Source organism: Nonomuraea diastatica (genome assembly GCF_004349015.1).
Taxonomy (GTDB): Bacteria; Actinomycetota; Actinomycetes; order Streptosporangiales; family Streptosporangiaceae; genus Nonomuraea; species Nonomuraea diastatica.
This window is the reverse complement of the sequence record NZ_SMKP01000007.1, coordinates 14,126-40,755: the sequence shown is the minus strand read 5'-3', so window position 1 is coordinate 40,755 and position 26,630 is coordinate 14,126. Positions and strand designations below refer to the sequence as shown.

The 26,630-nt window shown below is 70.0% G+C and carries 24 protein-coding genes; 10 read left to right on the top strand and 14 right to left on the bottom strand.

The window, feature by feature from the left end:
- Positions 1-17 precede the first annotated feature (17 nt).
- Entirely contained in the window at positions 18-425 is a 408-nt protein-coding gene (locus E1294_RS03760) for a MarR family winged helix-turn-helix transcriptional regulator (protein ID WP_132504469.1), read from the top strand.
- On the opposite strand, the gene E1294_RS03755 is transcribed toward E1294_RS03760, so the two are convergent.
- The 6 genes from E1294_RS03755 to E1294_RS03730 form a co-directional block, all read right to left on the bottom strand.
- Positions 418-1,695: a thymidine phosphorylase gene (locus tag E1294_RS03755; RefSeq protein WP_132504467.1), complete on the bottom strand. Its 1,278-nt coding sequence runs from the start codon at positions 1,693-1,695 to the stop codon at positions 418-420. The two genes, E1294_RS03760 and E1294_RS03755, sit on opposite strands and share 8 nt — an antisense overlap.
- Positions 1,695-2,090 (bottom strand): cytidine deaminase, encoded by a 396-nt coding sequence (locus E1294_RS03750; protein ID WP_132504465.1) that lies wholly within the window; start codon positions 2,088-2,090, stop codon positions 1,695-1,697. Before E1294_RS03750 ends, E1294_RS03755 begins: the two co-directional genes overlap by 1 nt.
- The gene (locus E1294_RS03745; protein ID WP_132504463.1) at positions 2,087-3,367 is read right to left on the bottom strand and encodes an ABC transporter permease; all 1,281 of its coding nucleotides are present in this window, start codon (positions 3,365-3,367) and stop codon (positions 2,087-2,089) included. Before E1294_RS03745 ends, E1294_RS03750 begins: the two co-directional genes overlap by 4 nt.
- Positions 3,364-4,506, bottom strand: a complete 1,143-nt coding sequence (locus E1294_RS03740; RefSeq protein ID WP_132504461.1) for an ABC transporter permease — start codon at positions 4,504-4,506, stop codon at positions 3,364-3,366. Before E1294_RS03740 ends, E1294_RS03745 begins: the two co-directional genes overlap by 4 nt.
- Complete coding sequence (locus E1294_RS03735; protein ID WP_132504459.1) at positions 4,506-6,113, bottom strand: ABC transporter ATP-binding protein; 1,608 nt, start codon at positions 6,111-6,113, stop codon at positions 4,506-4,508. Before E1294_RS03735 ends, E1294_RS03740 begins: the two co-directional genes overlap by 1 nt.
- A 122-nt stretch (positions 6,114-6,235) precedes the next feature.
- A complete protein-coding gene (locus E1294_RS03730) occupies positions 6,236-7,291 on the bottom strand; it encodes a BMP family lipoprotein (RefSeq protein ID WP_132504457.1) in 1,056 nt (351 codons plus the stop codon).
- A gap of 303 nt (positions 7,292-7,594) precedes the next feature.
- On the opposite strand from E1294_RS03730, the gene E1294_RS03725 reads away from it, so the two are divergent.
- Positions 7,595-9,457 (top strand): Xaa-Pro dipeptidyl-peptidase, encoded by a 1,863-nt coding sequence (locus tag E1294_RS03725; protein WP_246082790.1) that lies wholly within the window; start codon positions 7,595-7,597, stop codon positions 9,455-9,457.
- Between the two features lie 42 nt (positions 9,458-9,499).
- On the opposite strand, the gene E1294_RS03720 is transcribed toward E1294_RS03725, so the two are convergent.
- Positions 9,500-10,723, bottom strand: a complete 1,224-nt coding sequence (locus E1294_RS03720) for a M20 family metallopeptidase (protein WP_132504453.1) — start codon at positions 10,721-10,723, stop codon at positions 9,500-9,502.
- A gap of 538 nt (positions 10,724-11,261) precedes the next feature.
- On the opposite strand from E1294_RS03720, the gene E1294_RS03715 reads away from it, so the two are divergent.
- Complete coding sequence (locus E1294_RS03715) at positions 11,262-12,614, top strand: peptide ligase PGM1-related protein (RefSeq protein WP_132504451.1); 1,353 nt, start codon at positions 11,262-11,264, stop codon at positions 12,612-12,614.
- Here E1294_RS03715 and E1294_RS03710 read toward each other — a convergent pair.
- Complete coding sequence (locus E1294_RS03710; RefSeq protein ID WP_246082789.1) at positions 12,586-12,840, bottom strand: SCO4848 family membrane protein; 255 nt, start codon at positions 12,838-12,840, stop codon at positions 12,586-12,588. The genes E1294_RS03715 and E1294_RS03710 overlap by 29 nt on opposite strands.
- A gap of 98 nt (positions 12,841-12,938) precedes the next feature.
- Between E1294_RS03710 and E1294_RS03705 the strand changes: the two genes are divergently transcribed.
- Positions 12,939-14,033: a D-alanyl-D-alanine carboxypeptidase family protein gene (locus E1294_RS03705; protein ID WP_246082788.1), complete on the top strand. Its 1,095-nt coding sequence runs from the start codon at positions 12,939-12,941 to the stop codon at positions 14,031-14,033.
- Here E1294_RS03705 and E1294_RS03700 read toward each other — a convergent pair.
- Both E1294_RS03700 and E1294_RS03695 read right to left on the bottom strand, forming a co-directional pair.
- On the bottom strand, positions 14,022-14,960 hold the full coding sequence (locus E1294_RS03700; protein WP_132504445.1) for a YihY/virulence factor BrkB family protein: 939 nt from the start codon (positions 14,958-14,960) through the stop codon (positions 14,022-14,024). The two genes, E1294_RS03705 and E1294_RS03700, sit on opposite strands and share 12 nt — an antisense overlap.
- Positions 14,961-14,992: 32 nt before the next feature.
- Positions 14,993-16,273, bottom strand: coding sequence for an amidohydrolase family protein (locus tag E1294_RS03695; RefSeq protein ID WP_132504444.1), 1,281 nt, complete (start codon positions 16,271-16,273; stop codon positions 14,993-14,995).
- Between the two features lie 61 nt (positions 16,274-16,334).
- Here E1294_RS03695 and E1294_RS03690 point away from each other — a divergent pair, with 61 nt between their 5' ends.
- The 3 genes from E1294_RS03690 (at position 16,335) to E1294_RS03680 (ending at position 18,447) form a co-directional block, all read left to right on the top strand.
- Complete coding sequence (locus E1294_RS03690; protein ID WP_132504442.1) at positions 16,335-16,844, top strand: MarR family winged helix-turn-helix transcriptional regulator; 510 nt, start codon at positions 16,335-16,337, stop codon at positions 16,842-16,844.
- A 128-nt stretch (positions 16,845-16,972) separates the two neighbouring features.
- Positions 16,973-18,163 carry a helix-turn-helix domain-containing protein gene (locus E1294_RS03685; RefSeq protein WP_132504440.1) on the top strand — a complete coding sequence of 397 codons (1,191 nt, stop codon included), beginning with the start codon at positions 16,973-16,975 and terminating at the stop codon, positions 18,161-18,163.
- A gap of 89 nt (positions 18,164-18,252) precedes the next feature.
- The gene (locus E1294_RS03680; protein WP_132504438.1) at positions 18,253-18,447 is read left to right on the top strand and encodes a hypothetical protein; all 195 of its coding nucleotides are present in this window, start codon (positions 18,253-18,255) and stop codon (positions 18,445-18,447) included.
- A gap of 46 nt (positions 18,448-18,493) precedes the next feature.
- On the opposite strand, the gene trpS is transcribed toward E1294_RS03680, so the two are convergent.
- Complete coding sequence (gene trpS / locus E1294_RS03675) at positions 18,494-19,498, bottom strand: tryptophan--tRNA ligase (RefSeq protein WP_181958451.1); 1,005 nt, start codon at positions 19,496-19,498, stop codon at positions 18,494-18,496.
- Positions 19,499-19,512: 14 nt separating this feature from the next.
- Positions 19,513-20,826, bottom strand: a complete 1,314-nt coding sequence (locus tag E1294_RS03670; RefSeq protein ID WP_132504434.1) for a hemolysin family protein — start codon at positions 20,824-20,826, stop codon at positions 19,513-19,515.
- Positions 20,827-20,912: 86 nt separating this feature from the next.
- Between E1294_RS03670 and galE the strand changes: the two genes are divergently transcribed.
- Positions 20,913-21,863: a UDP-glucose 4-epimerase GalE gene (gene galE / locus E1294_RS03665; protein WP_132504432.1), complete on the top strand. Its 951-nt coding sequence runs from the start codon at positions 20,913-20,915 to the stop codon at positions 21,861-21,863.
- Positions 21,864-21,897: 34 nt separating this feature from the next.
- Entirely contained in the window at positions 21,898-22,089 is a 192-nt protein-coding gene (locus E1294_RS03660) for a hypothetical protein (RefSeq protein ID WP_132504430.1), read from the top strand.
- A 110-nt stretch (positions 22,090-22,199) separates the two neighbouring features.
- Here E1294_RS03660 and E1294_RS03655 read toward each other — a convergent pair whose 3' ends face one another.
- Positions 22,200-23,186, bottom strand: coding sequence for a malate dehydrogenase (locus tag E1294_RS03655; protein ID WP_132504428.1), 987 nt, complete (start codon positions 23,184-23,186; stop codon positions 22,200-22,202).
- A 58-nt stretch (positions 23,187-23,244) separates the two neighbouring features.
- Complete coding sequence (locus E1294_RS03650) at positions 23,245-25,293, bottom strand: serine/threonine-protein kinase (RefSeq protein WP_132504426.1); 2,049 nt, start codon at positions 25,291-25,293, stop codon at positions 23,245-23,247.
- 156 nt (positions 25,294-25,449) lie between these two features.
- Here E1294_RS03650 and E1294_RS03645 point away from each other — a divergent pair, with 156 nt between their 5' ends.
- The gene (locus E1294_RS03645) at positions 25,450-26,580 is read left to right on the top strand and encodes a saccharopine dehydrogenase family protein (protein WP_132504424.1); all 1,131 of its coding nucleotides are present in this window, start codon (positions 25,450-25,452) and stop codon (positions 26,578-26,580) included.
- Positions 26,581-26,630 lie beyond the last annotated feature (50 nt).

Genomic DNA, 26,630 nt, shown 5'->3' with positions numbered 1-26,630 from the left:
GTGGTACCCTCCGCGACATGGACGAGGAGTTCGTGGTCGACACCTGGCACTACGTCCTGGCCAAGCACGCCAAGGCCATGTGCGCCCTGGAGCGCGAGCTGGGCGACCGGCACGGCCTGGGTCCCAGCGAGTTCGAGGTGCTCGACCGGATCGTCCACCACGACAAGAAACTGCGCATCCAGGAGCTCTGCGACGGAGTCCACCTGAGCCAGAGCGCCCTGTCACGGGTGGTGGCGCGGCTGGAGAAGGCCGAGCTGGTCTCGCGTGGCGTGTGCGACGCCGACCGCCGGGGCGTCTACGTGTGCATCACCGACGCGGGGCGCGCCCGGCACGCCGAGGCCCTCCCCACGCAGCGCGCCGTCCTGCTCCAGGTCTTCGCCGACGCCCCCGCCCCGTCGCCCCCCGGCGGGGTCGTGGTCACGTAGCGGTGACGCGTTCGATGACCAGTGGCGGCCGCTCCACGTCGGCAGGGCCCACCGCGTAGCCGCCGTCCAGCGCCTCCAGCGCCCGTTCGAAGCGGGCCGTCTCGTCCGCGTGCAGGGTCAGCAGCGGCTGCCCCTCGCGCACCGGGTCACCGGGCTTGGCGTGCAGCGTGACGCCCGCCCCCGCGGACACCGGGTCCTCCTTGCGTGCCCTCCCTGCGCCGAGCCGCCAGGCGGCCAGCCCGACGGCGTACGCGTCGAGCCGGGTCAGCACGCCCGACGCCGGCGCCTCCACCGTGGCCGTCTCGGCCGCCCTGGGCAGCGGGGCGTCGGGGTCGCCACCCTGGGCGGCGATCATGCGACGCCAGGCGTCCATCGCCGAGCCGTCGGCCAGCGCCTTCGCCGGGTCCTTGCCGGTCACCCCCGCGGCGGCCAGCATCTCCCGCGCCAGGCGGACCGTCAGCTCCACCACGTCGGCGGGCCCTCCGCCGGCCAGGACCTCGACGGCCTCCTCGACCTCCAGGGCGTTGCCCACGGCCAGCCCGAGCGGCCGATCCATGGCCGTCAGCAGCGCGACCGTGCGCACGCCCGCGTCCGTGCCGAGCGCGACCATGGTCTCGGCCAGTTCCCTCGCCGTCTCCGTGGTCTTCATGAAGGCCCCTGAGCCGACCTTCACGTCGAGGACGAGCGAGCCGGTGCCCTCGGCGATCTTCTTCGACATGATCGAGGAGGCGATCAGCGGGATGGACTCCACGGTGCCGGTGACGTCGCGCAGGGCATACAGCTTCTTGTCGGCGGGCGCGAGGCCCGAGCCCGCGGCGCAGACGACCGCCCCGGCCTCGCGCAGGACGTGCAACATCTCGTCGTTGGAGAGCGAGGCGCGCCAGCCGGGAATCGACTCGAGCTTGTCGAGCGTGCCGCCGGTGTGGCCGAGGCCGCGGCCGGACAACTGCGGCACGTACGCCCCGCACGCCGCCACGAGCGGCGCCAGCGGCAGCGTGATCTTGTCGCCGACCCCGCCGGTCGAGTGTTTGTCGGCGGTGGGGCGGTCGAGTGCGGTCCAGTCCATGCGCTCGCCCGAACGGATCATCGCCCGGGTCCAGGCGGCGATCTCGCGCCGGTCCATTCCGTTCAGCAGGATCGCCATGGCCAGCGCGGACATCTGCTCGTCGGCCACGCCGCCGCTCGTGTAGGCGTCGACCACCCAGTCGATCTGTGCGGTGGTCAGCTCGCCGCCGTCGCGCTTGGCGCGGATGACCTCGATCGTGTCCATCACGAGCTCCGGCTGAGGTCCTGCGGGCCGAACGCGTACGGCAGGATCTCACCCATCGGCTTCGGCCCGTCGACGGTCTCGACCAGCAGGTCGTCGCCGCCGAACTCGTAGAGGAGCTGGCGGCAGCGCCCGCACGGCATCAGCAGCTCGCCATGGCCGTCGACGCAGGTGAAGGCCACCAGCCGGCCGCCGCCCGAGTGGTGCAGCGCCGACACCAGGCCGCACTCGGCGCACAGGCCGACGCCGTAGGAGGCGTTCTCGACGTTGCAGCCGGTGACCACCCGGCCGTCGTCGACCAGCGCCGCCGCCCCCACAGGGAACTTGGAGTACGGTGCGTACGCGTTGCGCATGGCCTCGGCGGCCCTGGCGCGCAGGGTCTCCCAGTCGATGCTCAATGTTGATCCCCCCTGCGGTAGCTCACGCCGTCGGCCTTGGGCATGCGCAGCCGCTGCGAGGCGACCAGCAACACGATCAGCGTGAGCACGTGCGGTGTGATGAAGACGAACTCGTTCGGCAACTGGTCGACGGCCAGCCAGAGCCAGAACAGCACGACCATACCCGCGGCGGCGGCGGCCATCATCGTGTACTGCCTGGCGCCTCTGGTCACCATCTCGGCCGGGTCGCCCGACGCCAGCAGGCGGCGGGCCTGCTGGCCGAGGTAGATGAGCAGCAGCACGGCGCCGAAGAGGAAGAACGAGGTGACCGCCCCCGAACTGCGCAGTTGCAGGCCGTCGGCGTAGCCGAACAGCGCGGCACCGCCCGCGAGCCCGCCGGGGCGCCAGTTGCCGAAGATCATGGCGGCCAGGCCGATGAAGCCGCGACCCGCCGTCTGCCCCTCCACGTACTTGGTGGAGACGAAGACGAGGAACACGCCGCCGAGCCCGGCGAACGCGCCGGAGATGACGACGGCGACGTACTTGATCAGGTAGACGTTCACGCCGAGCGACTCGGCCGCCCACGGGTTCTCGCCCGCCGAGCGCAGCCGCAGGCCGAAGGCCGTGCGCCAGAGCACGAAGAACGTCAGCGGCAGCAGGAGGACGGCCAGGACCACCAGCACGTTGACATTGTGGGTGAGCCCGCGCAGGATGCCCGCGAGGTCGGACAGCAGGAACCAGTGGGTGCTCTCCAGCCGTCCGAGCAGGTCGGGCCCGTCCGACAGCAGCGGCAGGCTGACCCGCGCCGGCGGCGAGGTGATGGCCGGCGAGGTGGTGATGCCCGCGCCCGCCTCCGCCGCCTGGGTGCCCTCCTTGTAGAGCACCTCCGACAGGAAGCGGGTGACGCCGGGGCCGAGCAGGTTGATGGCGACGCCGCTGATGATGTGGTCGACGCCGAACGTCACGGTGGCGATGGCGTGCAGCAGGCCGCCGAGCGCGCCGCCGAGCAGGCCCGCGACCAGCGCGGCCACGGCGCCCCACTGGTATCCGGCCCAGCCGGCGAACCAGGTGCCGAGCACCATCATGCCCTCTAGGCCGATGTTGACCACGCCGGCCCGCTCGGCCCACAGCCCGCCCAGCCCGGCCAGGCCGATCGGCACCGCGAGCAGCAGCGCGGCGGCGAACGTGCCGGACGAGGTGATGTCGTTGTAGCCCGACACGACCCGGACCAGCGACAGCAGCAGGAGGAGCACGGCGACGCCGACGAGCGCCACGTGGTATTTCCCGACCCTGGTCATGCTCCCACCTCAACCGGAGAGTTCCCGCCGAGCTGCCGGGCGGCCCTGCGTTCTTCGAGTCTGAGCGCGAGGCGGTTGGTCACCTCGTTGGCCACGACGACCAGCAGCACGATCACGCCCTGGATGATCGTGATGACGGACGGCGGCACCTCCGCGATCTGCAGCGCGCCCTGCGCCCGGTCGAGGAACGCGAACAGCAGCGCGGCGATCGCGATGCCCACGGGCTTGTTCCTGCCGAGCAGCGCCACCGCGATGCCGAGGAAGCCGAGCCCGGCGGTGAAGTTGGAGTTGAAGGCGCCTCGGTCGCCGAGGATCTCGGGCAGGCCGATGAGCCCGGCGATCGCGCCCGACATGACCATCGCCGCGATCACCATCGTCTTGGGGTTGACGCCGGAGGCGAGCGCGGCCGGACCGTTGAGCCCGCTGGCCTTGACGTCGAAGCCGAACCTGGTGCGTTCGAGCACCACCCAGACCACCAGGCCGAGCACGACCGCCACGAGCAGGAATCCCCACACTCCGCCGCCCCGGGTGGGGGGGAGCATGCCGAACCAGTCGAAGAAGAAGTTGAGGTTGGGGAACATGGCCGACTCGGGGAGGTCCGGCGTCGTCGTGGTGAGCTCGCCCTCGGCACGCTGCCCCGCGAACGGGCCGCGCACGAGGTAGGAGGTCAGGTTGATCGCGATGTAGTTCAGCATGATCGTGGCGATGACCTCGTTCACGCCCCTGGTCACCTTCATGACCGCGGGGATGAGCGCGTAGAGGCCGCCGACGGTCGCGGCGACCAGGATGATCACCGCGATCTGGATCGGCTTGGGCGCCGTGAACGTCGAGCCCACATATGCCGCGCAGATGGCCGCCAGACGATACTGGCCTTCCACGCCGATGTTGAAGAGGTTCATGCGGAAGCCCACCGCCACCGCGAGACCGGCGATGAACAGCGGCACCGCGCGGTTGAGGAAGGCCGCGATGCCGTTCGACTGCGACCGGGCGCTCGCGCCGAAGTCGAAGAAGGCGGCGAACGCGGTGAGCGGGTCGGCTCCCGCGGCGATGATGGCGACACTGCAGATCGCGACCGCCAGGACGATGGCGACGGCGGCGCCGGCGACGGTGAACAGCGCCCGGTTGAGCCCCGCGGGCATCACGACTCCTCAGTGCCGGCGATCGCGCCGGTCATGTAGCCGCCCAGCCGCTCGGGCGTGATGTCGGACGGGTCGAGTGCGGCCACGAGGCGGCCACGGTAGATCACCTGGATGCAGTCGGACAGGCCGATCAGCTCGTCGAGGTCGGCGGAGATGAGCAGCACGGCCAGCCCGGCTGCCCGGGCGTCGCGCAGGTGGTCCCAGATCGCGGCCTGGGCTCCGACGTCCACGCCCCGGGTGGGATGGGCGGCGATGAGGAACGAGGGCTCGCCGCTCATCTCGCGGCCCACGATCAGCTTCTGCTGGTTGCCGCCGGACAGCGCCAGGGCCAGCGTGTCGACGCCGGGCGTGCGTACGTCGTAGTCCTCGACGATGCGCCAGGTGTCGGCCTTGGAGGCCCGCCGGTTGACCCAGATGCCGCTGCGCGCGGGTCTCCTGGTCTGGTGGCCGAGCACGCGGTTCTCCCACAGCGACGCCTCCAGCAGCAGGCCCTGGCGATGGCGGTCTTCCGGGATGTAGCCGATGCCGGCCTCCCGGCGTCTCAGCGTGGACCAGCCGCTGAGGTCCTGCCCGCCCAGCGCGATGCCGCCGTGCGCCGGGCGGATGCCCATGATCGCCTCGATCAGCTCGCTCTGGCCGTTGCCTTCGACGCCGGCCAGGCCGAGGATCTCGCCCTCGTGGATCTCGAACGACACGTCGTCGAGGAGCAGCCGCCTGCCCTCCTCGCGCAGCAGGTCGACGTAGCGCTCGACCGTCATGCCCTTGGGCACGGCGCGGTGGCCGTCGGCCTCCATGGTGAGGTGCGACACCTTCAGCATCACCGTGTCGGTCACCGTGGACTCGCGCGTCTCGGGTGTGGGCAGCTCGCTGCCCACCATCAGCTCGGCGAGTTGCCGGGCGGTCACCTCGTTCGGATCGACGCTCGCGACGGTGGTGCCGCGCCGGATCACGGTGATCTCGTCGGCGATGTCGAGCACCTCGTCGAGCTTGTGGGAGATGAAGATGACCGTCAGGCCCTCGGCCGTGAGCTCGCGCAGGTTCTGGAAGAGCTCGTCGACCTCCTGCGGGACGAGCACGGCGGTCGGCTCGTCGAGGATGAGGATGCGGGCGCCGCGGTAGAGGACCTTGAGGATCTCCACGCGCTGGCGGTCGCCGACGCCGAGGTCCTCCACCAGCTTGCCGGGATCGACGCGCAGGCCGTGGGCGGCGGCCAGCTCGGTGATGCGCTTCGTGGCCGCGCCGACGTCGAGCCTGCCGCCTTTCGTCGGCTCGGCGCCGAGGACGATGTTCTCCAGCACGGTGAAGTTGTCGGCCAGCATGAAGTGCTGGTGGACCATGCCGATGCCGGCGGCGATGGCGTCGCTCGGCGAGCGGAAGCCGACGTCCTTGCCGCCGACCTTGATCGTGCCCTCGTCCGGCTTCTGCATGCCGTAAAGGATCTTCATCAGCGTCGACTTGCCGGCGCCGTTCTCCCCGACGATGGCGTGCACCGTGCCCTGCCGGACCGAGATGCGGATGTCATGGTTGGCGACGACGCCGGGGAAGCGCTTGGTGATGCCCTCAAGCTCGACGGCGGGTCTCGCCGTGCCGAGGGTGTCCGCGCTCATGTGCTCACCGCTCCCAGATCGTTGGTCGGTGCTCGCTCACTTCGCCTCTCCTAGAAGCAGGGCGGCATAGGCGAAGGCCCGAAGTTGCGGACTCCGGGCCCTCGCGTCGGTCATGATTCTGATTACGGCTTGGACGGGACCGTGATCTTGCCCTCGACGATGTCCTTTTTGGCCGCGTCGAGCTCGTCCTTGATGTCGTCGATCTCGCCGCCGGTGGTGGCCAGACCGACGCCGTCGACCTTGAGGTCGTAGGTGATGTTGGTGCCGCCCTTGGCTCCGCCCTGGAATGCCTTGATGAACTCGAACACGCCGACGTCGACGCGCTTGAGCATCGAGGTCATGATGACCGACTGGAGGTTGCTCTCCTTGACCGTCTGGCGCTGGTCGGAGTCGACGCCGATGGCCTTCTTCTTGGCCGCGGCAGCCGCCTGGAACACGCCGAGACCGGAGTCGCCGGCGGCGTGGTAGACGATGTCGGCGCCGTCCTGGAACATCTTCTCGGCCGCGACCTTGCCCTTGTCGGGGGCCTTGAACCCGGAGAAGTCGCCGTCAGGGGTCAGGTATTTCACGTCGATCTTGGCGTCCGCCTTGACCGACTTCACGCCGGCATCGAAGCCCGCCTCGAACTTCTTGATCAGGTCGTTCTCGACGCCGCCGACGAAGCCGACGTGGCCGCTCTCCGCCTTGGTCGCGGCCGCGACACCCGCCAGGTAGGAGCCCTGCTCCTCGGCGAACAGCAGGCCGGTCACGTTGGGCGCGTTGGAGGCGGAGTCGACGACCGCGAACTGGATGTCGGGGTATTCCTCCGCGGTCTTCTTGATGTCCTCGCCGTAGGCGAAGCCGACGCCGATGATGGGGTTGTAGCCGGCGTCGGCCAGCTGGCGCAGCAGGTCGCCTCGGTTGGAGCCGTCGGAGGCCGGGCTCAGCTCCTTGATCTCGGCGTTGAGCTCCGTCTTGGCCTGCTCCAGGCCCGCGTACGCCGCGTCGTTGAACGACTTGTCGCCGCGCCCGCCGATGTCGAAGGCGAGCCCGACCTTGAGCGCGCCCTCGGACTCGCCGGCCGGAGCCTGGCTCGCCGTGGTGCCCCCACCAGTGTCGCCGCCGCAGGCGGCCGCTGCCATGAGCATGACGCCGGCCACCGTGCCGACCGCCATCCTGCTGAATCGCTTGCCGAGCAAGGCGACTCCTTCCATTTCCCGCCGACTTCCTCCGCTGCGAGTTCGTCGCGCGCGTCAAGGAGCGTACGGCACCTGCACGGAAGATAGTTGGTTGACCAGGGCACACCAAACCAGCACACAGGGTCGCAACCGCTCCGTTATCGACATCAAGCGCGTCCGTGACCTGAAGCGGGCGTCAGGTCCGGGAAAACTTTTGCTCAAGTTCGGGTCTCGATCACCCTTGCCCCCAAGCAGATCATGGCGGACATTCCCAGCGACGGCGGAAATTTCCTATCGGAGCACCGTATGCATCCTTGCAAGGTCTTGTTCGTACCCCTGGTCGCGTTACTCGTCGCGACCTTGACCGGCACCCCGCCCGCCACAGCCGCCACCCCCGCCATCAAGATCGACGACAACGCCACCCAGCCGATCTTCTCCAGGGCGGACGCCATCGCGCAGACCGTGTTCGTCGAGGTCGAGGGGATCGACAGCGACAACGACGGCAAGCCGGACCGCGTCGCCGTGGACATCCTTCGGCCCAAGGAGACCGACGAGGGCCTGAAAGTCCCCGTGATCATGGAGGCCAGCCCCTACTACGCCGGCGGCAACGACGTCTCCAACCACCCCGTGGACGTCGACGAGAACGGCGACCCGCTGCCCGGCCTGCGGGCCGACGCGGCCAAGACGGTGCCCCAGCCCTTCGACGGCTACTACGACAACTACTTCGTCCCCCGCGGCTACGCCATCGCGCTGGTGGAGAACCTCGGCAGCGGACGCGCCACCGGCTGCCCGACCTCCGGAGACCGCAACGAGACGGCCGGGCCCAAGGCCGCGATCGACTGGCTGAACGGCCGCGCCAAGGGCTTCGACGCCGACGGCAAGCCCGTCGAGGCCACCTGGTCCACGGGCAAGGTCGGCATGATCGGCGTCTCGTACAACGGCACGCTGCCGAACGCGGTCGCCGCGACCGGCGTCAAGGGGCTGGAGACGATCGTCCCGATCGCCGCGATCTCCAGCTGGTACGACTACTACCGCGCCAACGGCGGCGTCCTGGCACCCGGCGGATTCCAGGGCGAAGACCTGGACGTGCTCTCGAAATACGTACTGACCAGGGAGAACGGCCAGGAGGTCTGCGGCGCGCTGATGGACCGGCTCACCGCCGAGCAGGACCGGATCACCGGCGACTACAGCCCGCTCTGGGACGCTCGCAACTACATGAACGACGTCGGCAAGGTCAGGGCCAGCGTCTTCCTGGTGCACGGGCTCAACGACTGGAACGTCAAGACCAAGCAGTTCGCGCAGTGGTGGTACGCCCTGGCCAAGCGGGACGTGCCGCGCAAGATCTGGCTGCACCAGGGCACCCACATGAGTCCCTTCAATCTGCGTACCGCCGAGTGGCTGCGGCAGCTGCACGGCTGGTTCGACCACTGGCTGCACGGCATCGACTCCGGCATCATGCGCGAGCCGCAGGCGGACGTGGAGAGCGCGTCCGGCCAGTGGGCCCAGCACGCCTCGTGGCCGCTGCCGGGGACGGCCACGGTGCCGCTCTGGCTGGGCCCGGGAGCGAAGCTGGGCCTGCTGCCGCACCCGCTGTCGCGCAAGGAGTCGTTCACCGACCAGAAGTCCAGGACGGCCGAGCAACTCGTGGAGGCCACGGGGCCCGATGCGAACCGGCTGGCGTACACGACCGGCCCGCTCCCCGCCGACGTGCGGATCTCCGGCACGCCCACGGTCACGGTGCGGGCCTCGCTGAAGGACGGCGCGTCTCCGTACCTGACGGCGTTGCTGGTGGACTACGGCGCGGACGAGCGCCCGAACGGCACCCTCGTCTCGACCGGCCAGAGCTACTGCTACGGCGAGAGCGTCCCCGACGACTCGGGCTGCACGACGCTGAGGAGGCTCGGCACCGCCGTGACCCCGTACAAGATCGTCACCCGGGGCTGGCTGGACGTGCGCAACCGGCACCGCCCGGACCGGACCGAGCCGCTGCGGCCCGGCAAGGAGTATGGCTTCACCTGGGACTTCCAGCCGACCGACTACGTATTCAAGAAGGGGCACCGGCTGGGCCTGGTGATCATCTCGACCGACGTCGACTACACCCTGCGTTATCCGCCGGGCACCAGGATCACGGTCACGCCGGGACGCTCGTCCCTCCGGCTGCCCGTGGTGTGGGGCCGGCTGATGTGATGGGAAGGCCCGCCGCGCCTGCGGCGGGCCGTCACCCCAGGTTCACGCCAGGGCGGAGGTGATCGAGTCGAGCGGGCCGACCTCCCACAGCGCGGTCAGCGCGGTGGTGGCCATCACCCGCACGCCCATCGAGATCGCCTCCTCGTCGACGTCGAACGTGCCCTGGTGGATGTCGTAGGTGAAGCCGTCGGGCGAGCGCGTGCCGAGGCGGGCGAACGCGCCGGGGATCGACTCGAGATACCAGGCGAAGTCCTCGCCACCGAGCGACTGCTGCGTCGGGACGACCGCGCCCGCGCCCAGCGCGCGCTCGGCGGCCTCGGTCAGCATCTCGACGCTGACCTCGTCGTTGACCACCGGCGGCACGCCGCGCGTGTAGTCCATCGTGGCCTCGACGCCGTAGGCGCCGGCCACCGACTCCAGCAGCGACTTGATCAGGTCAGGGGCGGCGTGCCAGGCGTTCTCGTCGAGGCAGCGGACCGTGCCCTCGGCGACGCCGTCGTCGGGGATCGCGTTGGCGGCCGAGCCGGCCTCGACCTTGCCCCAGACGAGGCTGAGGGACGAGCGCGGATCGACGCGGCGCGACAGCGCGGCGGGCAGCTCGGTGAGGATCTTGGCCAGGGCGAACACGAGGTCGGCGGTCAGGTGGGGGCGGGCGGTGTGACCGCCGGGGCCAGAGACCTTGACGGCCAGCTTGTCGCAGGCGGAGGTGATCGGGCCGTTCCTGAGCCCGATCTGGCCGACGTCGACGCGCGGGTCACAGTGGAGGCCGAAGATGCGGTCGACGCCGCTGATGCCGCCGTGGGCCATGATCTCGAGCGCGCCGCCCGGCAGCTCCTCGGCGGGCTGGAAGATCAGGCGTACGCGGCCGGGCAGCAGGCCGGCGGCGGCCTGCTGGGCGAGGAAGAGCGAGGTGCCGAGCAGGATCGTGGTGTGCACGTCGTGGCCGCAGGCGTGGCAGACCCCGGCCACGGTCGAGTGGTAGGGGACGTCCTTCTCGTCCTGCAGCGGCAGCGCGTCGATGTCGGCGCGCAACGCGATGGTCGGGCCGTCGCCGCTGCCCACGTCGCAGATCAGGCCGGTGCCGCGGGGCAACACCGAAGGGGCCAGACCGGCGGCCGTGAGCCGTTCGGCGATGCGCTGTGTCGTGCGGTATTCGGCGAAGGCCAGCTCAGGGTGCATGTGGAGGTCGCGGCGGAACGCCACGAGATCCTGCTCGCTCTCCGCCAGGAACGCGTCGAGTTCCCCCCGAAGCTCACGTCCCCGCATATGTCACCGTCCCGTCCCAATGCCGCACTGCCCCGAACGTCTCGGGCAACGCAGCTGTTGCGCTGTGAAAACTCGTCCATCCCCGCAGGGCGCCCGGATCGGGCGGCCGCTCAGCGAAGCAAAAAACACACCCGCTGGTGTCAGGTGCGCGAGATCGTCAGCACGGGCTTGCGTTCGTCAGTCGCGAGTGCCGCCGCGGCCCGGGAGCACAGCGGTCGGCCGTGAGCCCGATGGCGATGCTTCGACTTTATCGCTCCCGCACGGCCTCTCGGCGACAGATACCCCAAAAGTTAGCCGATGGCATGCCCGTAACCTGGGGTGGGTCACGTTACGTTAGGGGTTGCGTGATCCCGAAATAGTCACAAGGGATCAGTAGATGGTGACCCGTTGTCGCCAGTTCCAAACGTGGTCAGCGATTCCGAATCCTGTCACCTTCCGTCATGGTCATCACACTTCGACGATGGCTGTCTATGAGAAGAATGCGTGCTTCACTCGCTATATGATCACTAATATCCCGTTCGGGGAGAAGTATGCTGGGTTGAGCATCTTCGAGCCGGTCGAGGGGACCCTGGTGGTCGTGCCCTCGCTCTCGCTTCCACAGGACGAGCTCCGCCGCATCACGGGAGTCAGGTCGTACGAGGAGCGCCTGCTCTTCCTGCTGCTCACACTGCGGGAGCCTGGGGTCAAGGTGATCTACCTCTCCTCCGCCCCCATCGATCCCGACATCATCGACTATTACTTCGACTTTCTCCCCGACCCTGACGACGCCGCCAAGCGCCTCACCCTGATCACCCTCGACGACCCCTGGTCTCAGCCGTTGACCAGGAGCCTGCTCTCCCGTCCCGACGTGATGGAGCAACTGCGATCGGCGATCGACGGTGACGCCTGGCTGGTGCCGTTCGTCCTGAGCGAGCTGGAGGAGGAGCTCGCCTCGTCACTCAACGTGCCCCTCTACGGTCCGGCCACGTCCCTTTCCTATTACGGCTCCAAGACCGGCGCCCGCGAGGTGGGACATGAGGCGGGCGTGCCGATGCCGCGCGGCTTCGGCGACCTGCGCACCGAGGTCGAGATCGAGGAGGCGATGGAGGGGGTGCCGGGCGAGCGGGTGATCGTCAAGCTGAACGACGGCTACTCCGGGCTCGGCAACGTGATCGTCGACAAGGCCGACAGGTCGCTGACCCGCTTCTCCGCGGCGGGAGAGACCTGGGCCAGCTACACCGCCAAGATCCAGGAGCGCGGCGCGGTGGTCGAGGAGTACATCGAGCACCGGCCGCTCTACTACCCGAGCGCCCTGGCCTGCATCACGCCGGGCGGGGACGCGCGCGTGCTGGCCACGCACGACCAGATCCTCGGCGGTGACAGCGGCCAGGTCTACCAGGGCTGCACGTTCCCGGCGGCGGAGGAGTACCGCTCCGAGGTGGGCGCGTCGGCCGGCCTGATCGCCCGCGCCCTGGCCGAGCGGGGCGTGGTGGGCGTGTTCGGGATGGACTTCTTCGCGCTCAAGGCCGACGCCGGGTACGCGGCGCTGCTGTGCGAGATCAACCTGCGGATCGGCGGCACCACGCATCCGTTCGGCGCCGCCATGCTGACGACCGGGGCCACGTACGATCAGGCCACCGGTCTCCTCATGTCAGGAAATCAGCCGAAGTTCTACACCGCGACCGACAATTGCGCTTCAGCATGCCTGCGCGGGCGCACCCCCGGCGAGATCGTCAGGACCGCCGAGCGGCTCGGGGTCGGGTTCGACCCCGAGCGGCGTACCGGGAACGTCTTCCACCTGCTCGGCGCCGTTCCCGAGCACGGCAAGCTGGGCTTCACCTCGATCGGGAACTCACGGGAGGAGGCCGACGAGCTGCACGCGCTCACCCGGCGTCTCTACTGCGGCCCGTGACCGAGGGCGAGCCGCCACCTGCGCCGCGCCCCCGGCCGGCGCGCAGGCCGCGCCAGCCGATGACCGCCAGGATGACGGCGAGCACGACGTTCACCACGACGAGGATGCCGTGCACCACGTAGAAGCTGGTCGGATGGCCGTCGGCCAAGTTAAACCCCAGGTTCACCCACTCGAAGATCATGAATGCGCCGACGACGATGAGGAATCCGGCGATCTTTCGTGACATGCCCATCTCTCTAGTATCGAAGGTGGATCTCCGGGGGATGTGTCGCCACATGGGCATTCACACGGAGCTACGCTGAGACCGCCATGTGGACGAAAATCGTGCCAATTACGGCATTCATCGCCTCAGTCTCGCTCACCAGCGGGACCGCGTACGCCGCACCGACGACACCGGTCGGCGGCGAGGCGCTGGGCAGCCATGGCCTGGTGTCGCCCGATGGCGTCAAGAAGCCTCCCAAGAGCAAGGCTACGTCGTACGTCATCGCGGACGTCGGCACGGGGCAGGTGCTCGCGGCGAAGAACGCCCACGGGCGTTACCTGCCGGCCAGCACGCTCAAGGCGCTCACCGCGCTCACGCTCATCCCCAAGCTCGACAGGAACCGCCAGATCCGGCCGAGCCGCAACGCCTGCAACCAGGAGGGCAGCGCGGTCGGCCTGTCGGTCAAGGCGAAGTACAAGGTCGAGGACCTGTTCAAGGGCCTGATGATGTCGTCGGGCAACGACGCCGCCATGGCCCTGGCCGAGACGAACGGCGGCCTGGACAAGACCATGCGTGACATGAACGCCGAGGCCAAGCGGCTGCAGGCGAACGACACGGTGGCCAAGACGCCCAGCGGCCTGGACAAGCCGGGGCAGAGCAGCTCGGCCTACGACCTGGCGTTGATCGCCCGCGCCGGACTGGCCAACCCCGACTTCAAGCGCTACATCAGCACGAAGACCGCGAACTTCCCAGCACCCAAGGGCAAGCACTACCAGATCAGCAACCACAACAAGCTACTCTGGCGTTACCAGGGCATGATCGGCGTCAAGAACGGCTGGACCTCGAAGGCCAAGGCCAGCTTCGTCGGCGCGGCCACCCGTGGCGGCCACACGATCGTGGTGAGCATCATGCGGCACGAGGGCTTCTTCTGGGACGAAGTGGCCAAGCTGCTCGACTGGGGCTTCTCGGTGCGCGGCAAGGCGACACCGGTCGGGAAGCTCGTCGATCCGCTCCCCGATCCGCAGGCCGCGGCCCAGCCGCAGGCCTCCACGTCCGTCACGCCCGCCGCCCAGCCGGCGCTGCTGGACAGGGCCGGCTCGAAGCAGACCGACTCCACCAGGACCATGGGGGCGCTCGTGATCGGCGGCGGGCTGCTGTTCGGCCTCATCTGGCTCGCGTACGGGATCCGCCGCAAGCGCGGCAGGTCACGGCTTTGACGACGTCCCCGGCGCAGGCACCGGCGACGGGGCCGGCGGCGGGCTGAACCCCGCCGTCGACGTCCACGCGGCGACGAACAACACGAGCCTGGCCGAGAAGTTGATCCAGACCAGAAGGCCGACGACGACGGTGAACGCGCCGTAGACGGGGTTGCTCAGCGTGTGCCCGAGCAGCAGGGTCGCCGCCTGCTTGAGCACCCCGAACCCGATGGCGCCGAGCAGCGCGCCCTTGGCGATCGCCCGGAACGGCAGCCGGGCCTTGGCCACCCACCCGAGCAGGATCACGAACAGCAACCAGTCGGCGCCCACGCTCGCCGCCACTCCCGCGATCCTGAGACCGAGCGTCACCAGCATGGACGCGCCGCCGAAGAGCACGTGCAGCACCTTGTCCGTGGCCGTGGTGGCGAACCCGGCCACCAGCACGGAAATGATCATCGTCGCCCCGACGATGACGAGCGAGGCGAGGTCGCGCAGCTTGCCGGCGACGAAGCCGAGCGGCGGCGCGGTCGTCATCGACATCTCGCGCAACGCCTCGCGCAACGCGTCGAGCGCCCCGAGCCCGGCGTAGAGGAGACCGAGCAGCCCGATGATCCCGGCGGTCTCCTTGGCCTGGGCGATGCCCTCGAGGTCGAGCTGGGAGGCGAGACCCGGCAGCCGCTCGGCGATCGCCCGCTGCAGCGCGTCGCGGGTGGCGTCGCTGGTCGCCACCACGAACCCGAGCACCGCGTACGACAGCGCGAGGAGCGGGAAGAAGGACAGGAACGCGAAGTAGGTGACCGCGCCGGCCAGCCGGTCGCCCGACTGGAGCTGGTAACGCCGCACCGCACTGATGAGGTGGTCGATCGACGGCCGGCGGACCCGCCAGTCGTCCACCTTGCGCCGGCCCCAGGCCTTCACCGGCGCGATCCGCTCCGCCAGACTCACCATCTCACCCTCATTCCAGACCCCAGGGGAGACGATCAGGCTCTCACGACCGTGCCCGCCGTTTCGATCAGGGACGTGAGGACCGTCGCCAGGTCGTGGTGGAGCAACTGCCCATCTCGCTTGACCGCACGCCCCGCGACCAGCACCGTGTCGACGGAGGCGGTGTCGGCGTTGAGCACGATCGCGCCGATCGGGTCCTGCGCCGCCGCCATGCCGGGTGTGTCGGTGCGCACCAGCACCAGGTCGGCCTGCTTGCCCGGCCGCAGCGACCCGACGACGTCGCCGAGCCCGGCCACCTGCGCACCCTCGATGGTGGCCATGCGCAGCGCGTCGCGGGTGGTGAAGCCGAGCCCGGCACCGTCGGGGCGGCCGCGTTCGAGGAGGTGGGCGGTGCGCATCTGGCCGAACATGTCGCCCGGCGAACACACCACGGTGTCGGCGCTGAGCCCGGCCGGGATCCCCGCCGCCCTGGCCCGCCCGGTGATCGGGTAGCCGAGCCCCAGGTTCATCTCGTCGACCGGCGAGACCGAGACGCTGCCGCCGGCGGCGGCGATGCGCTTGAACTGCTCGTCGGTGTAGTCCAGCGCGTGTATGAAGGTGGTGGGGGTGGTGAGCAGCCCGTTCGCCTCCAGGAACGCCAGCCCTCGCGCGGCGCTGTCCGCGCCGTGCCCGCCGAGGTGCGCGGTGACCGGCAGGCCGAGCTCCGCCGCCACCTGCCACTCCTCGAGCGCGCGCTCCTCGCCGGCGATCTCCGGCCCGAGCGCGGCGATGACCATCGTAATCAGGCCCGGGGTGGCGGACAGCTCCTCGTGCACCCGGCGGGTCTCGCCGCGCAGGTCGCCGGGCTCCCCGCCATGGGCGTAGCCGAACACCGCCCTGATGCCGGAGTCGCGCAGCGCCCGCACGGCCGCGTCGGTGTGGCTGGGGGTGAACTGGGCGTGGTTCCAGTCAAGCAGCGTGGTGATGCCGGCGTCCAGGCACTCCAGAGCGCCGGCCAGGGTGCCCGCGTACATGTCCTGTGGGCGGTAGCGGGGGGCGATCTCGTCCAGGATCCGCGTCACGTAGCCAGGGAACGTGGTGTCGGGCGCCACCGCCCTGACGGCCGCCTGCCAGGTGTGGCGGTGGGTGTCGACGAATCCCGGCAACACGATCGTGCCGGTCGCGTCGATCACCTCGGCTCCGCGGACGTCGGCCAGGCCGGGGCCGACCTCCGCGATCGTGCCGCGCTCGATCCGCACGTCCGCCCGGCCCAGCACGACGGGCTCCGGCTCGGTGTCGATGACGACGCCGTTCTTGATCAGAGTTGTGGTTGTCATGCCCGAAAGCTTAACTAAAAGCTTTTGAGAAAGCAATCGAGCCGCAGGTATCCTCGATGGCGTGGAACCCGACGAGGTCGACGCGATGGCCGCGCGCTGGAAAGAGACGGGCATGCCGGCGTCGCTCATCGCCGCGCTGGAGCTGGGCAAGCGAGTCTCGCGTCTCAACCTGCTGTTCGAGCAGGCGGTCAAGGCCGAGCTGGCCGACCTGGGGCTGACCTACGCCGAGTTCGACGTGCTGGCCGCGCTCAACCGGGCGGCCCCGCCGTCGCACAGGATGAAGCCGAGCGAGCTGTCCAGGGCGCTGTTCCTCACGTCGGGAGGCATCAGCAACGTGCTCCAGCGGCTGGCGGCGGCCGGATACGTGGAGCGTGAGGCCAACCCGGGTGACGCGCGAAGCCGCTGGGTGCAGCTGACGGACAAGGGCCGGCGGATGGCGGCCGCCGCGCTGGAGGCGTCGGCACGGGCCTACACCGAGGTTGCCGCCGGGGTCCCAGAAGAGGCCGTGCGGACGGCGGCCGACGACCTGCGCGAGGTCATGTCCCGCATGGGCCGCCGCCGCTTCCGCTGACCCGGAGCCCCCCAGCGGGTGAGCCGCCACCGCGCCCGATGCCCCCTGAGCAGGGCCGAATCCAGGACAGGCGATCTTCGTGAGCCCTAGCCTGTGCAGTTAGGACCGACCCAGGAGGCGCCACGCCCATGGCCGAAATCAGCACCGGGCAGATGGTCAGGCTCCAGCGCGAACGAAGGGGCATGAGCACCACCGCGCTGGCGACCCAGTCCGGCTGCACCACCAGGCACATCGAGCTGATCGAACACGGCAAACGCACCCCGTCTCTCCCCCTCCTGCGGGAGATCGCCAAAGTGCTCGGCGTACGCACCACGGTCCTTTTAGGAGAGACGCCGCGCGACTCCCACGAGCCCAGCCGCCCGCAGATCCGCGACATCGAACGTGCCCTGTTCACCTGCCGCACGCTGACCCCCGACCTCGAACCACCCGACGCCGCGCAGCTCGCGGAACGTGTGGCGGCGGCCCGCAACGCCTGGTTCACCTCGACCCACCGCTACTCGATCCTCATGGCGGCCCTGCCCTCGCTGGTCTCCGACGCCGAGAACCTCGCGCTCGAACGCACCCCGGCCTCCTACGGCGTCGCGGCCGACGCCTACCTGCTGGCCAGAGGCGTGCTCAAACATCTGGGCCGGGTGGACCTCGCCCACCTCGCCGCCGACCGGGCCCTGCGTTTCGCCGAGGAGTCGGCCGATCCGCTGATGACGGCGTGGGCGTACTGGAGCCTGGGGCAGTCGATGTTGTCCGACGACATGCACCAGATCGCGTACGACGTCGCCCGGCGGGCCCTCGAAGTGCTCGAACCCCACGTCGCCGACGGCGACGAGCGCCACAGGAAGGCGCTCGGCGCGCTGCACCTGCTCGCCGCCGTCGGCGCCGCCCGCTCGGGCGACGACGACGAGGCTAGGGAACGGCTGCGCGGTCCCGCCACGCAGCTCGCCGAGCGGGTCCACGAGAGCTCGGACGGCTACGACCTGGCCTTCTTCGGGCCCACCAACGTCGCCATCCACATGGCCAGCATCGAGAACGACGCCGGCCGCCCCGACGCCGTGCTGAGCATCGCCGATGACATCGACCTGCGCCGCACGCCGTCCATCGAGCGGCGGACCACCCACCTCGGCCACGTGGCCCGCGCCTGCGAGGACCTCGGCGACGACGCCGCCAGCCTGCTCCACCTGCTGCGTCTTGAGCGGGAGAGCCCCGAGGAGCTCGACCACAAGCCGCTGCTGAGAGAGATGGTCCGGGCTCTGGCACGGCGGGCGCGGCCCTCGTGGGCGCCGGAGGTCCGTTTCCTGGCCGAGCGGCACGGAATCCTGATCTGAGGAACGAACTCTGCGTTCGGTCCATGCGAACTGGGAGATCCTTCGCCCCAGTTCGTCACCGTGCGGCGTCCGGATGCCACTCTGCGTTCATGACCTCAGCGCCGACTGCCGATCTCGTCATGGAAAAGCTGCTCCAGGAGGCGATGCGCGAATTTCCCGGCTGGGATTTCGACCGCGACGCCTCCGGCTGGACGGCCGTCCGCGGCGAGACCCGGTTCACCCGGCCGAGCCTGGCCGCCCTGCGGGCGCTGCTGCGGGTGCACCGGGTCGTGCGGCGCGGCTGATCACGCGAGTCAGCCGCGGCGGGCCTGTCGCGTCGTGGAGCCGCCCCTACGGCGTGGGCAGGAAGCCGACCCGGTCGCGGACCTGAGCCATCGTCTCCCTGGCCACCGCCGACGCGCGCTCGGCGCCGATCGCGAGCATCCGGTCGAGCTCTTTCTCGTCGGACAACAACTTCTCCGTGCGCTCCCTGATCGGGGAGAACGCCTCCACGACCACCTCCGCCACGTCCTTCTTGAAGGTGCCGTAGCCCTGCCCTTCGTAGCGGGCCACCAGGTCGGGGATGGACGTGCCGGTCAGCGCCGACTGGATGCGGAGCAGGTTGCTGATGCCCGGTTTGTTCTCCTCGTCGAAGAGCACCTCCGAGCCGGTGTCGGTCACCGCGCGCATGACCTTCTTGCGCAGCGGGCCGGGCTGCTCCAGGACGTCGAGGATGCCGGCCGGGCTGGAGGACGACTTGGACATCTTCGCCGTCGGCTCCTGCAGGTCGGTGATCTTCTCGACCTCCTTCAGGATGTGCGGCTCCGGCAGCGTGAACGTCTCGCCGTAGCGGTGGTTGAAACGCCCGCCCAGGTCGCGGGTGAGCTCGAGATGCTGCTTCTGGTCGGCGCCCACCGGGACCCGGTTGGCCTGGTAGAGCAGGATGTCGGCCGCCTGCAGGATCGGGTAGGTGAACAGGCCGACGCTGGCGGCGCTCTCCCCGAACTTGGCGGACTTGTCCTTGAACTGGGTCATCCTGGCCGCCTCGCCCATCCCGGTGAGGCAGTTGAGGATCCAGGCGAGCTCGCTGTGCTCGCGCACGTGCGACTGCACGAAGATGGTCGACCGCTCGGGATCGAGGCCGGCGGCGAACAGTTGCGCGGCGGCCACGCGGCTGCGGCGGCGCAGCGCGTCGGGCTCGGTCGGCACGGTGATCGCGTGGAGATCGACCACGCAGTAGAACGCGTCGTGGGTCTCCTGCAAGGTGACCCACTGGCGGACCGCACCCAGGTAGTTGCCCAGGTGGAAGGAGTCCGCTGTGGGCTGGATGCCGGAGAGTACACGAGGTCTGGCCATAGCAGGCAATTGTGTCAGGAATCCTGGTCGGGCGGCGACTCGACGACCGGACGGCGTTTCACGCGCACCCTGGCGATACGGCGGCCGTCGAGCTCGGTGACGGTCATCTCGAAGCCTAGGACCTCGACCCTCTCCCCGACGACGGGCACGTGCCCCAGCATGGCCATGACGAACCCGGCGAGCGTCTCGTAGGGACCGTCCGGCAGCCGGATGCCGGTCTCGGTGGCGAAGTCGTTGAGGTTTGTCAGCCCGTCGATCTCGATCTCGCCCGCGGGCAGGACCACGACGTCCTCCTCCACGTCATATTCGTCCCTGATGTCCCCGATCAGCTCCTCGACCAGGTCCTCCAGGGTGACGATGCCCGCCGTGCCGCCGTACTCGTCCACCACGATGGCCAGGTGCTGACCCTCCGCGCGCATCTCGTTGAGCGTGGTGAGCAGCCGCTTGGACGCGGGCACGAACTTGGCCGCCCTGATCGGCACGACCGCGCTGATCGGCTCGCTCCGCCCGGCCAGCTCGGGGTCGAGCAGGTCACGCACGTGCACGAACCCGACCACCTCGTCGTACGACTCGCGGTAGACGGGGAAGCGCGAGTGCGGGAGCGTGGCGGCCAGGCGGGCGGCATCGTCCAGCGGCGTGTCCGCCTCCATGAACTCCACCTCCGTACGCGGCAACATCACCTCCCTGAGCTGCCGCTTGCCCGCGGCGAACACCTCCGCGATCAGCTTGCGCTCGTCTGCGGTCAGGTCGGTGTGGCCGACCACCATCTCGCGTAGTTCCTCGGTGGTGACCTCCTCCCTGTCGGCCTTCGGGTTGCCCCCGAGCAGCCGGACCACGCCGTCGGTGGACTTGGACAGCGCCCAGATGATCGGGCGCGACAGGGCGGCGAGCCGGTCGAGGAACGGCGCCACGTACAACGACAGCCCTTCGGCCCGCTGCAGCGCCAGCCGCTTGGGGGCCAGCTCCCCCAGCACGAGCGACACGTACGAGATGGCCAGGGTCACCAGCACGAGCGACATGACGGGGGCGACGGCCTCGGGCACCCGCCACGCTTCGAGCACGGGCACGAGCTGGGCGGCCAGCCGGTCGGCGCCGAACGCGGCCGACAGCATGGTGGCCACCGTCACGCCGATCTGCACGGCGGACAGGAAACGGTTGGGATCGCGGGCGAGCTTGGCCACACGCTCGCCCCTGCGGCCCCGCTGTGAGATCTGGCGTACCTGGCTGTCCCTCAGGGACACCATCGCCATCTCGGCGGCGGCGAAGAAGCCACCGATCAGAATGAAGAGCAGGACCAAGGCGATGTTGGCCGCGACGGTGTCAAACATGGTGGTTGGCAGCGTACTCGGCCACTTTCCCGCGTATGCTGAACGGCAAGCCGTACAAAATCAAACATATTTGAACAGGAGTGAACATGAGGCTGCTGGTCACGGGTGGTGCCGGATACGTCGGCAGCGTCGTCGCGGCGCAGCTCGTCGAGGCGGGCCATGAGGTGACCGTACTCGACGACCTGTCGACCGGGCACGAGGACGCGGTGCCGGACGGCGCCCGATTCGTCCGGGCGGGCATCGCCGACGCGCACGACGCGCTCGACGGCGCCGACGCGGTGCTGCACTTCGCGGCCAAGTCGCTGGTCGGCGAGTCGGTGGCCAAACCCGGGCTCTACTGGGCCAACAACCTCGGCGGCACTCTGGCCTTGCTCGACGCCATGCGGGACAAGGGCGTGGCCAGGATCGTGTTCTCCTCGACCGCGGCCACGTACGGCGAGCCCGAGCGCTCCCCCATCCAGGAGAGCGACCCGACGCGCCCGACCAACCCCTACGGCGCCTCCAAGCTGGCCGTCGACACGGCGCTGACCGCGTTCGCGCAGGTGCGCGGACTGGGCGCGGTGAGCCTGCGCTACTTCAACGTGGCCGGCGCCCACGGCCGCTACCGCGAGCGGCACACGGTCGAGACCCACCTCATCCCCAACGTCCTGAAGGTCGCGACCGGCGAGCGCGACTCCGTGAGCGTGTTCGGCTCCGACTACCCGACGCCCGACGGCACCTGCGTGCGCGACTACATCCACGTGTCCGACCTGGCCAGGGCGCACCTGCTGGCGCTCGGCGCGATCACGCCGGGCGAGCACAAGATCTACAACCTGGGCAGCGGCACCGGCTTCAGCGTGCAGGAGGTGATCTCGGTCTGCCGCGAGGTCACCGGCCACGAGGTCCCCGTCGTGGTCGGCGACCGCCGGCCCGGCGACCCGGCCGTGCTGGTCGCCTCGTCCGCGAAGATCCAGCGCGAGCTCGGCTGGAAGGCCGAGCGGGCGGCGTTGGGCGACATCGTCTCCGATGCCTGGAGAGCGCTTTCGCGAAACACCTGATACGGAGGCGCGATATGTGCTGGGATACCGAAACGTGAGGAGCTTTTCACCAAGGGTCACGAAGCTGCTCTACGGTGCCCTCGTCGTGGCGGGCAGCCTGATGGCCGCCGCCGGCGTGTTGTTCGCGACGTCGCAGCCGGCGCCCGCCCTGCAGCCCACGCCGGCGATCCTGCCCGTGCCGTCGATCCAGTCCGCACCCGCCGTCCCCACCGCGGCCTGCCCGTAACCGGGCGAGCCCAACCTCAACGCGAACGCGCGCCCCCGTCACGACGAGGACGCGCGTTTCTCACGTGATCAGACCCGCACGACCAGGTGCGTACGATCAGGCTCGTGCCCTCAGATGAGGCCCAGCGACTTCACCGCGTCGCGCTCCTCCTCCAGCTCGCGCACGCTGGCGTCGATGCGCTCGCGGGAGAACGGGTCGATCTCAAGGCCCTGGATGATCTCGAACGTGCCGCCGGCCGCGCGCACGGGGAACGACGAGATGAGCCCCTCGGGCACGCCGTAGGAACCGTCGGAGACCACGGCCGCCGACGTCCACCCGGTGCCGTTGACCCAGTCGTAGACGTGGTCGATCGCGGCGTTGGCCGCCGAGGCGGCCGAGGAGGCGCCGCGCGCCTCGATGATCGCGGCGCCGCGCTTGGCCACCGTCGGGATGAACGTGTCACGCAGCCAGTCGCCGTCGACCTGCTCGGCCGCGACCTTGCCACCCACCTCGGCGTGGAACAGGTCAGGGTATTGGGTGGCGGAGTGGTTGCCCCAGATCGTCATCTTCTTGATCTCGGTGACCGGCACCTGGAGCTTGGCGGCCAGCTGCGACAGCGCGCGGTTGTGGTCGAGCCTGGTCATCGCCGTGAAGCGGTCCGCGGGCACGTCGGGCGCGTTGCGCTGGGCGATGAGCGCGTTGGTGTTGGCCGGGTTGCCCACGACCAGGACCCTGATGTCGTCGGCGGCGTGGTCGTTGATCGCCTTGCCCTGAGGGCCGAAGATGCCGCCGTTGGCGCCGAGCAGGTCGCCGCGCTCCATGCCGGCCTTCCGCGGCATGGCGCCGACCAGCAGGGCGACGTTGGCGCCCGCGAAGGCGACGTTGGGATCGTCGGTGATCTCGATGCCGGACAGCAGCGGGAACGCGCAGTCGTCGAGCTCCATCGCGGTGCCCTCGGCCGCCTTCACCGCCGCCGGGATCTCCAGCAGGCTCAGCTTGACCGGGACGTCGGCGCCGAGCAGTTGCCCCGACGCGATGCGGAACAGCAGCGCGTAGCCGATCTGGCCGGCTGCTCCGGTGACGGTCACCTTGACGGGCGCAGTGGCTGACGACGCCATGGCCTTCCCCTAACTCGCAGGACGATTCGTTGACCTTCGGGATGTTACCCGCACGTCATCAACAGGTTTCCATCGCGGGTACCTTCAGCTCCATTTCGAAATCGACCCTACCGAACCGGCTGGTCATGAGCTGCTTGACGACACCCCTGGCGTAGAGGTCGGCGATGACGGCCTTGACCGCCTTGCAGGTCTTCACGTCGCCGTTCCTGATGCCGACGGCGTAACGCTCGTTGTTGAGCTTGGCGCCGAGGATCTTGTAGCGCATGCCCTCGCGCTGCGCGAAGCCGGCCAGGATCACGTCGTCTCCAGGCACCGCGGCGACCTTGCCGCTTCTGAGCAGGTCCATGCAGGCGGCGTAGTCGCTGGCCGACACCGGCTCGACCGTCACCTTTTCCTGCACCTCGCCGAGTGACGAACTGCTCGGGGCGCAGACCTTCTCGCCCTTGAGGTCGGCGATCGAGTCGAGGCCGCTGTCCGCGCGCACCAGCAGGTCGCGGTGCGCCAGGTAGTAGGGGCCGGCGAACTGCGTCCTGCCCTTGTCGATGGAGTACGCGGCGACGACGAGGTCGACCTGGCCCTTCTCCAGCGCGTCGGCCCTGTCGCCCCTGCTGACCTGGACGAACTTCGTCTCCCTCGCCCCGAGCGCCGCGGCGAGCTCTCTGGCGATGTCGACGTCGAAACCGTCGAAACCGTCGCCGTTCCGCAGGCCGACGCCGGGCAGGTCGCCCCGGACACCGATCACGATCCGCCCGGTGCGGGCGACCTTGTCCACCACGGTCAGGCGGGAGGAATCGACCGTAGGCTCCGGCGTGCCGACGAACGGCAGCTGCAGCCAGCCGTTCATCATCGCCGCCACCGCGGCGCCCGCGACGAGGGCGAGCATGGTGGCCGCCGCGGCCCAGGCCATCACCCGCCCGCGCCGCCTGGGAACGGCGGGCTCCTGACCCGGGTAGGGAGGGCCGCCGCTCTCAGGCGGCCCCGCTTCGCCCGGCGGCCCTGACTCGCCAGGGGGCACCGTCTGCTGCCCCGGCGCGGCCTGAGGGCCCGTCGCGGCGCTCGGTCCCGTCGTGGAGTGCCCGGCCCCTGTCCCTGGCGCTGCTCCCGTCCCCGTCTCCGGCCCCGTCACGGCGCGCCCCGCCGCGGACCAACCCGTCCCGGCCTGCCGGCCCGGCGCGGCGGAGGCCCACCGGCTGGGGTGGTCGGTGATCGACCCTGCCGACACCCGGATGAAGGGCGTCGTGTCGTCGCCTGCCAGCTGCACGCCCTTGGTGAGCACGGCCGTGGACGCCCCCGCCGTGGACGACTGCCCGAGCAGCCGCAGCAGGATCTGGTCGGCCGAGGGCCGCTCGGCCGGCGACTTGGCCAGCGCCGAGCGCACCACGCCGCGCAGCGGCTCCGGCATCATGTCGACGTCGACCTCGTGGTTGAGGATCCGGTTGAGCACCACCGCGATCGACTTGCCCTCGAAGACGGTCTCTCCCGTCGCCGCGAAGGCGATGGTCGCCCCCCACGAGAACACGTCGGTGTAGGGGCCGATGTCGTCGCCCGCGATCTGCTCGGGCGCCATGTAGGCGGGCGTGCCGATGGCCCGGCTGGTGATCGTGCCGGTGGAGTCGATGATGCGGGCGATGCCGAAGTCGACCACGCGCGGCCCGTCGGCGGCGATCAGCACGTTGTCGGGCTTGAAGTCGCGGTGGATGATCGAGGCGTGGTGGATGGCGGTGAGCGCGGTGGCGGTGCCGATGGCGAGGCGGTCGAGCGGCGTGCCGGTGAGCGGCCCGTCGGTCTCGACGATGTCCCGCAGCACCCTGCCGTCGATGTACTCGCTCGCGATGTACGGGGTGTCACCGTCGAGGTCGGCCTCGATCACCCTGGCCGTGCAGAACGACGCCACCCGCTGCGCGGCCTTCAGCTCCCTGGCGAACCGCGACCGGGCGATGGTGTCGCCGCTGAACTTCACGTGCAGCAGCTTGATGGCCGCACGCTCCCCCTCGTCGTTGACGCCGAGGTAGACGATGCCCTGACCGCCTTCTCCGATCCGTCCGGACAGCCGGAACGACCCCAGGTGGTCGGGATCGCCGGCCACCAACGGCGCGATTCGCGGCATTCGTCATCCCCACGTGTGCTTAACCCCAACGACGCAAACTTTACGACGCCCAGCCACTTCCCAGGGATTTGTTAAGCCTTCGAGACCTTGGGGTTTGCCAGCGTGGCCATGGGCACGGTCGAATGTGCAGCAGACGATCACCAGGAGCCGCTGATCATGGACCGTCCCTACGACATCGTACTTTTCGGTGCGAGCGGATTCACCGGCGCCCTCACCGCCGCCTACCTCGCCCGCGCCGCCGGCCCCGGCACGCGGTGGGCGCTGGCCGGGCGCGACCGGGCCAAGCTGGAGCGGCTCGGGCTCGACGTACCCATCCTGCTCGCCGACGCCACGGACGCCGGCTCGCTGGCCGAGCTGGCCCGCCAGACGCGCGTCCTGGCCACCACGGTCGGCCCCTACATCACGTACGGCGAGCCGCTCGTCGCCGCGTGCGCCGACGCCGGCACCCACTATCTCGACCTCACGGGCGAGCCGGAGTTCGTGGACCGGGTCTACGTCCGCCACCACGACCGGGCCGTCGGCAGCGGAGCCAAAATCGTGCACGCCTGCGGCTTCGACTCGATGGGGTTCGACCTCGGCACCCTCTACACCGTCTCCCAGCTGCCCAGGGACGTCCCGCTGACGGTCAGCGCCTTCCTGCGGGCCAACGCGCGCTTCTCCGGCGGCACGCTGACCAGCGCGATGTCCATAGCCGGACGGGCCAGGCAGGCGGCCGAGGCCGGCGCCCAGCGCCGCTCCGCCGAGGCCGGACCTCCCGGCCGCAGGGTGAGCGCCCGGGCGGGCGGCCTGCGTTACGTGGGCGGCTGGGCACTCCCGATGCCCACCGTCGACCCGCGCATCGTCGGGCGCTCGGCCCGCCTCCTCGACCGCTACGGCCCCGACTTCTCCTACCGCCAGCACATCGCCGTCAAAACCCTTCCCGCCGCGCTGGCGGTCGTGGCGGGCGCGGGGGCGTTCGCGATGCTCTCCCAGTTCCCCGCCGTACGCGGCCGGCTCCAGAACCTGGTGAGACCCGGCGAGGGCCCGTCGCCCGAGCAGCGTGCGAAGAGCTGGTTCACCATCACGTTCCTGGGCGAGGGCGGCGGGGAGCGGGTCGTCACGGAGGTCGCGGGTGGCGACCCCGGTTACGACGAGACCGCCAAGATGCTCGCCGAGTCGGCGCTCTGCCTGGCCTTCGACGACGTGCCCGACCTCGCGGGCCAGCTCACGACCGCCTCGGCCATGGGCCGGCCGCTCATCGACCGGCTGCAGGCGGCCGGCATCACCTTCACCACACGATCGGGGTGACGCGACCCGGACGAGCGTGCGCGGGCGGTTGTGGCCGGGCCCGGCCCTCA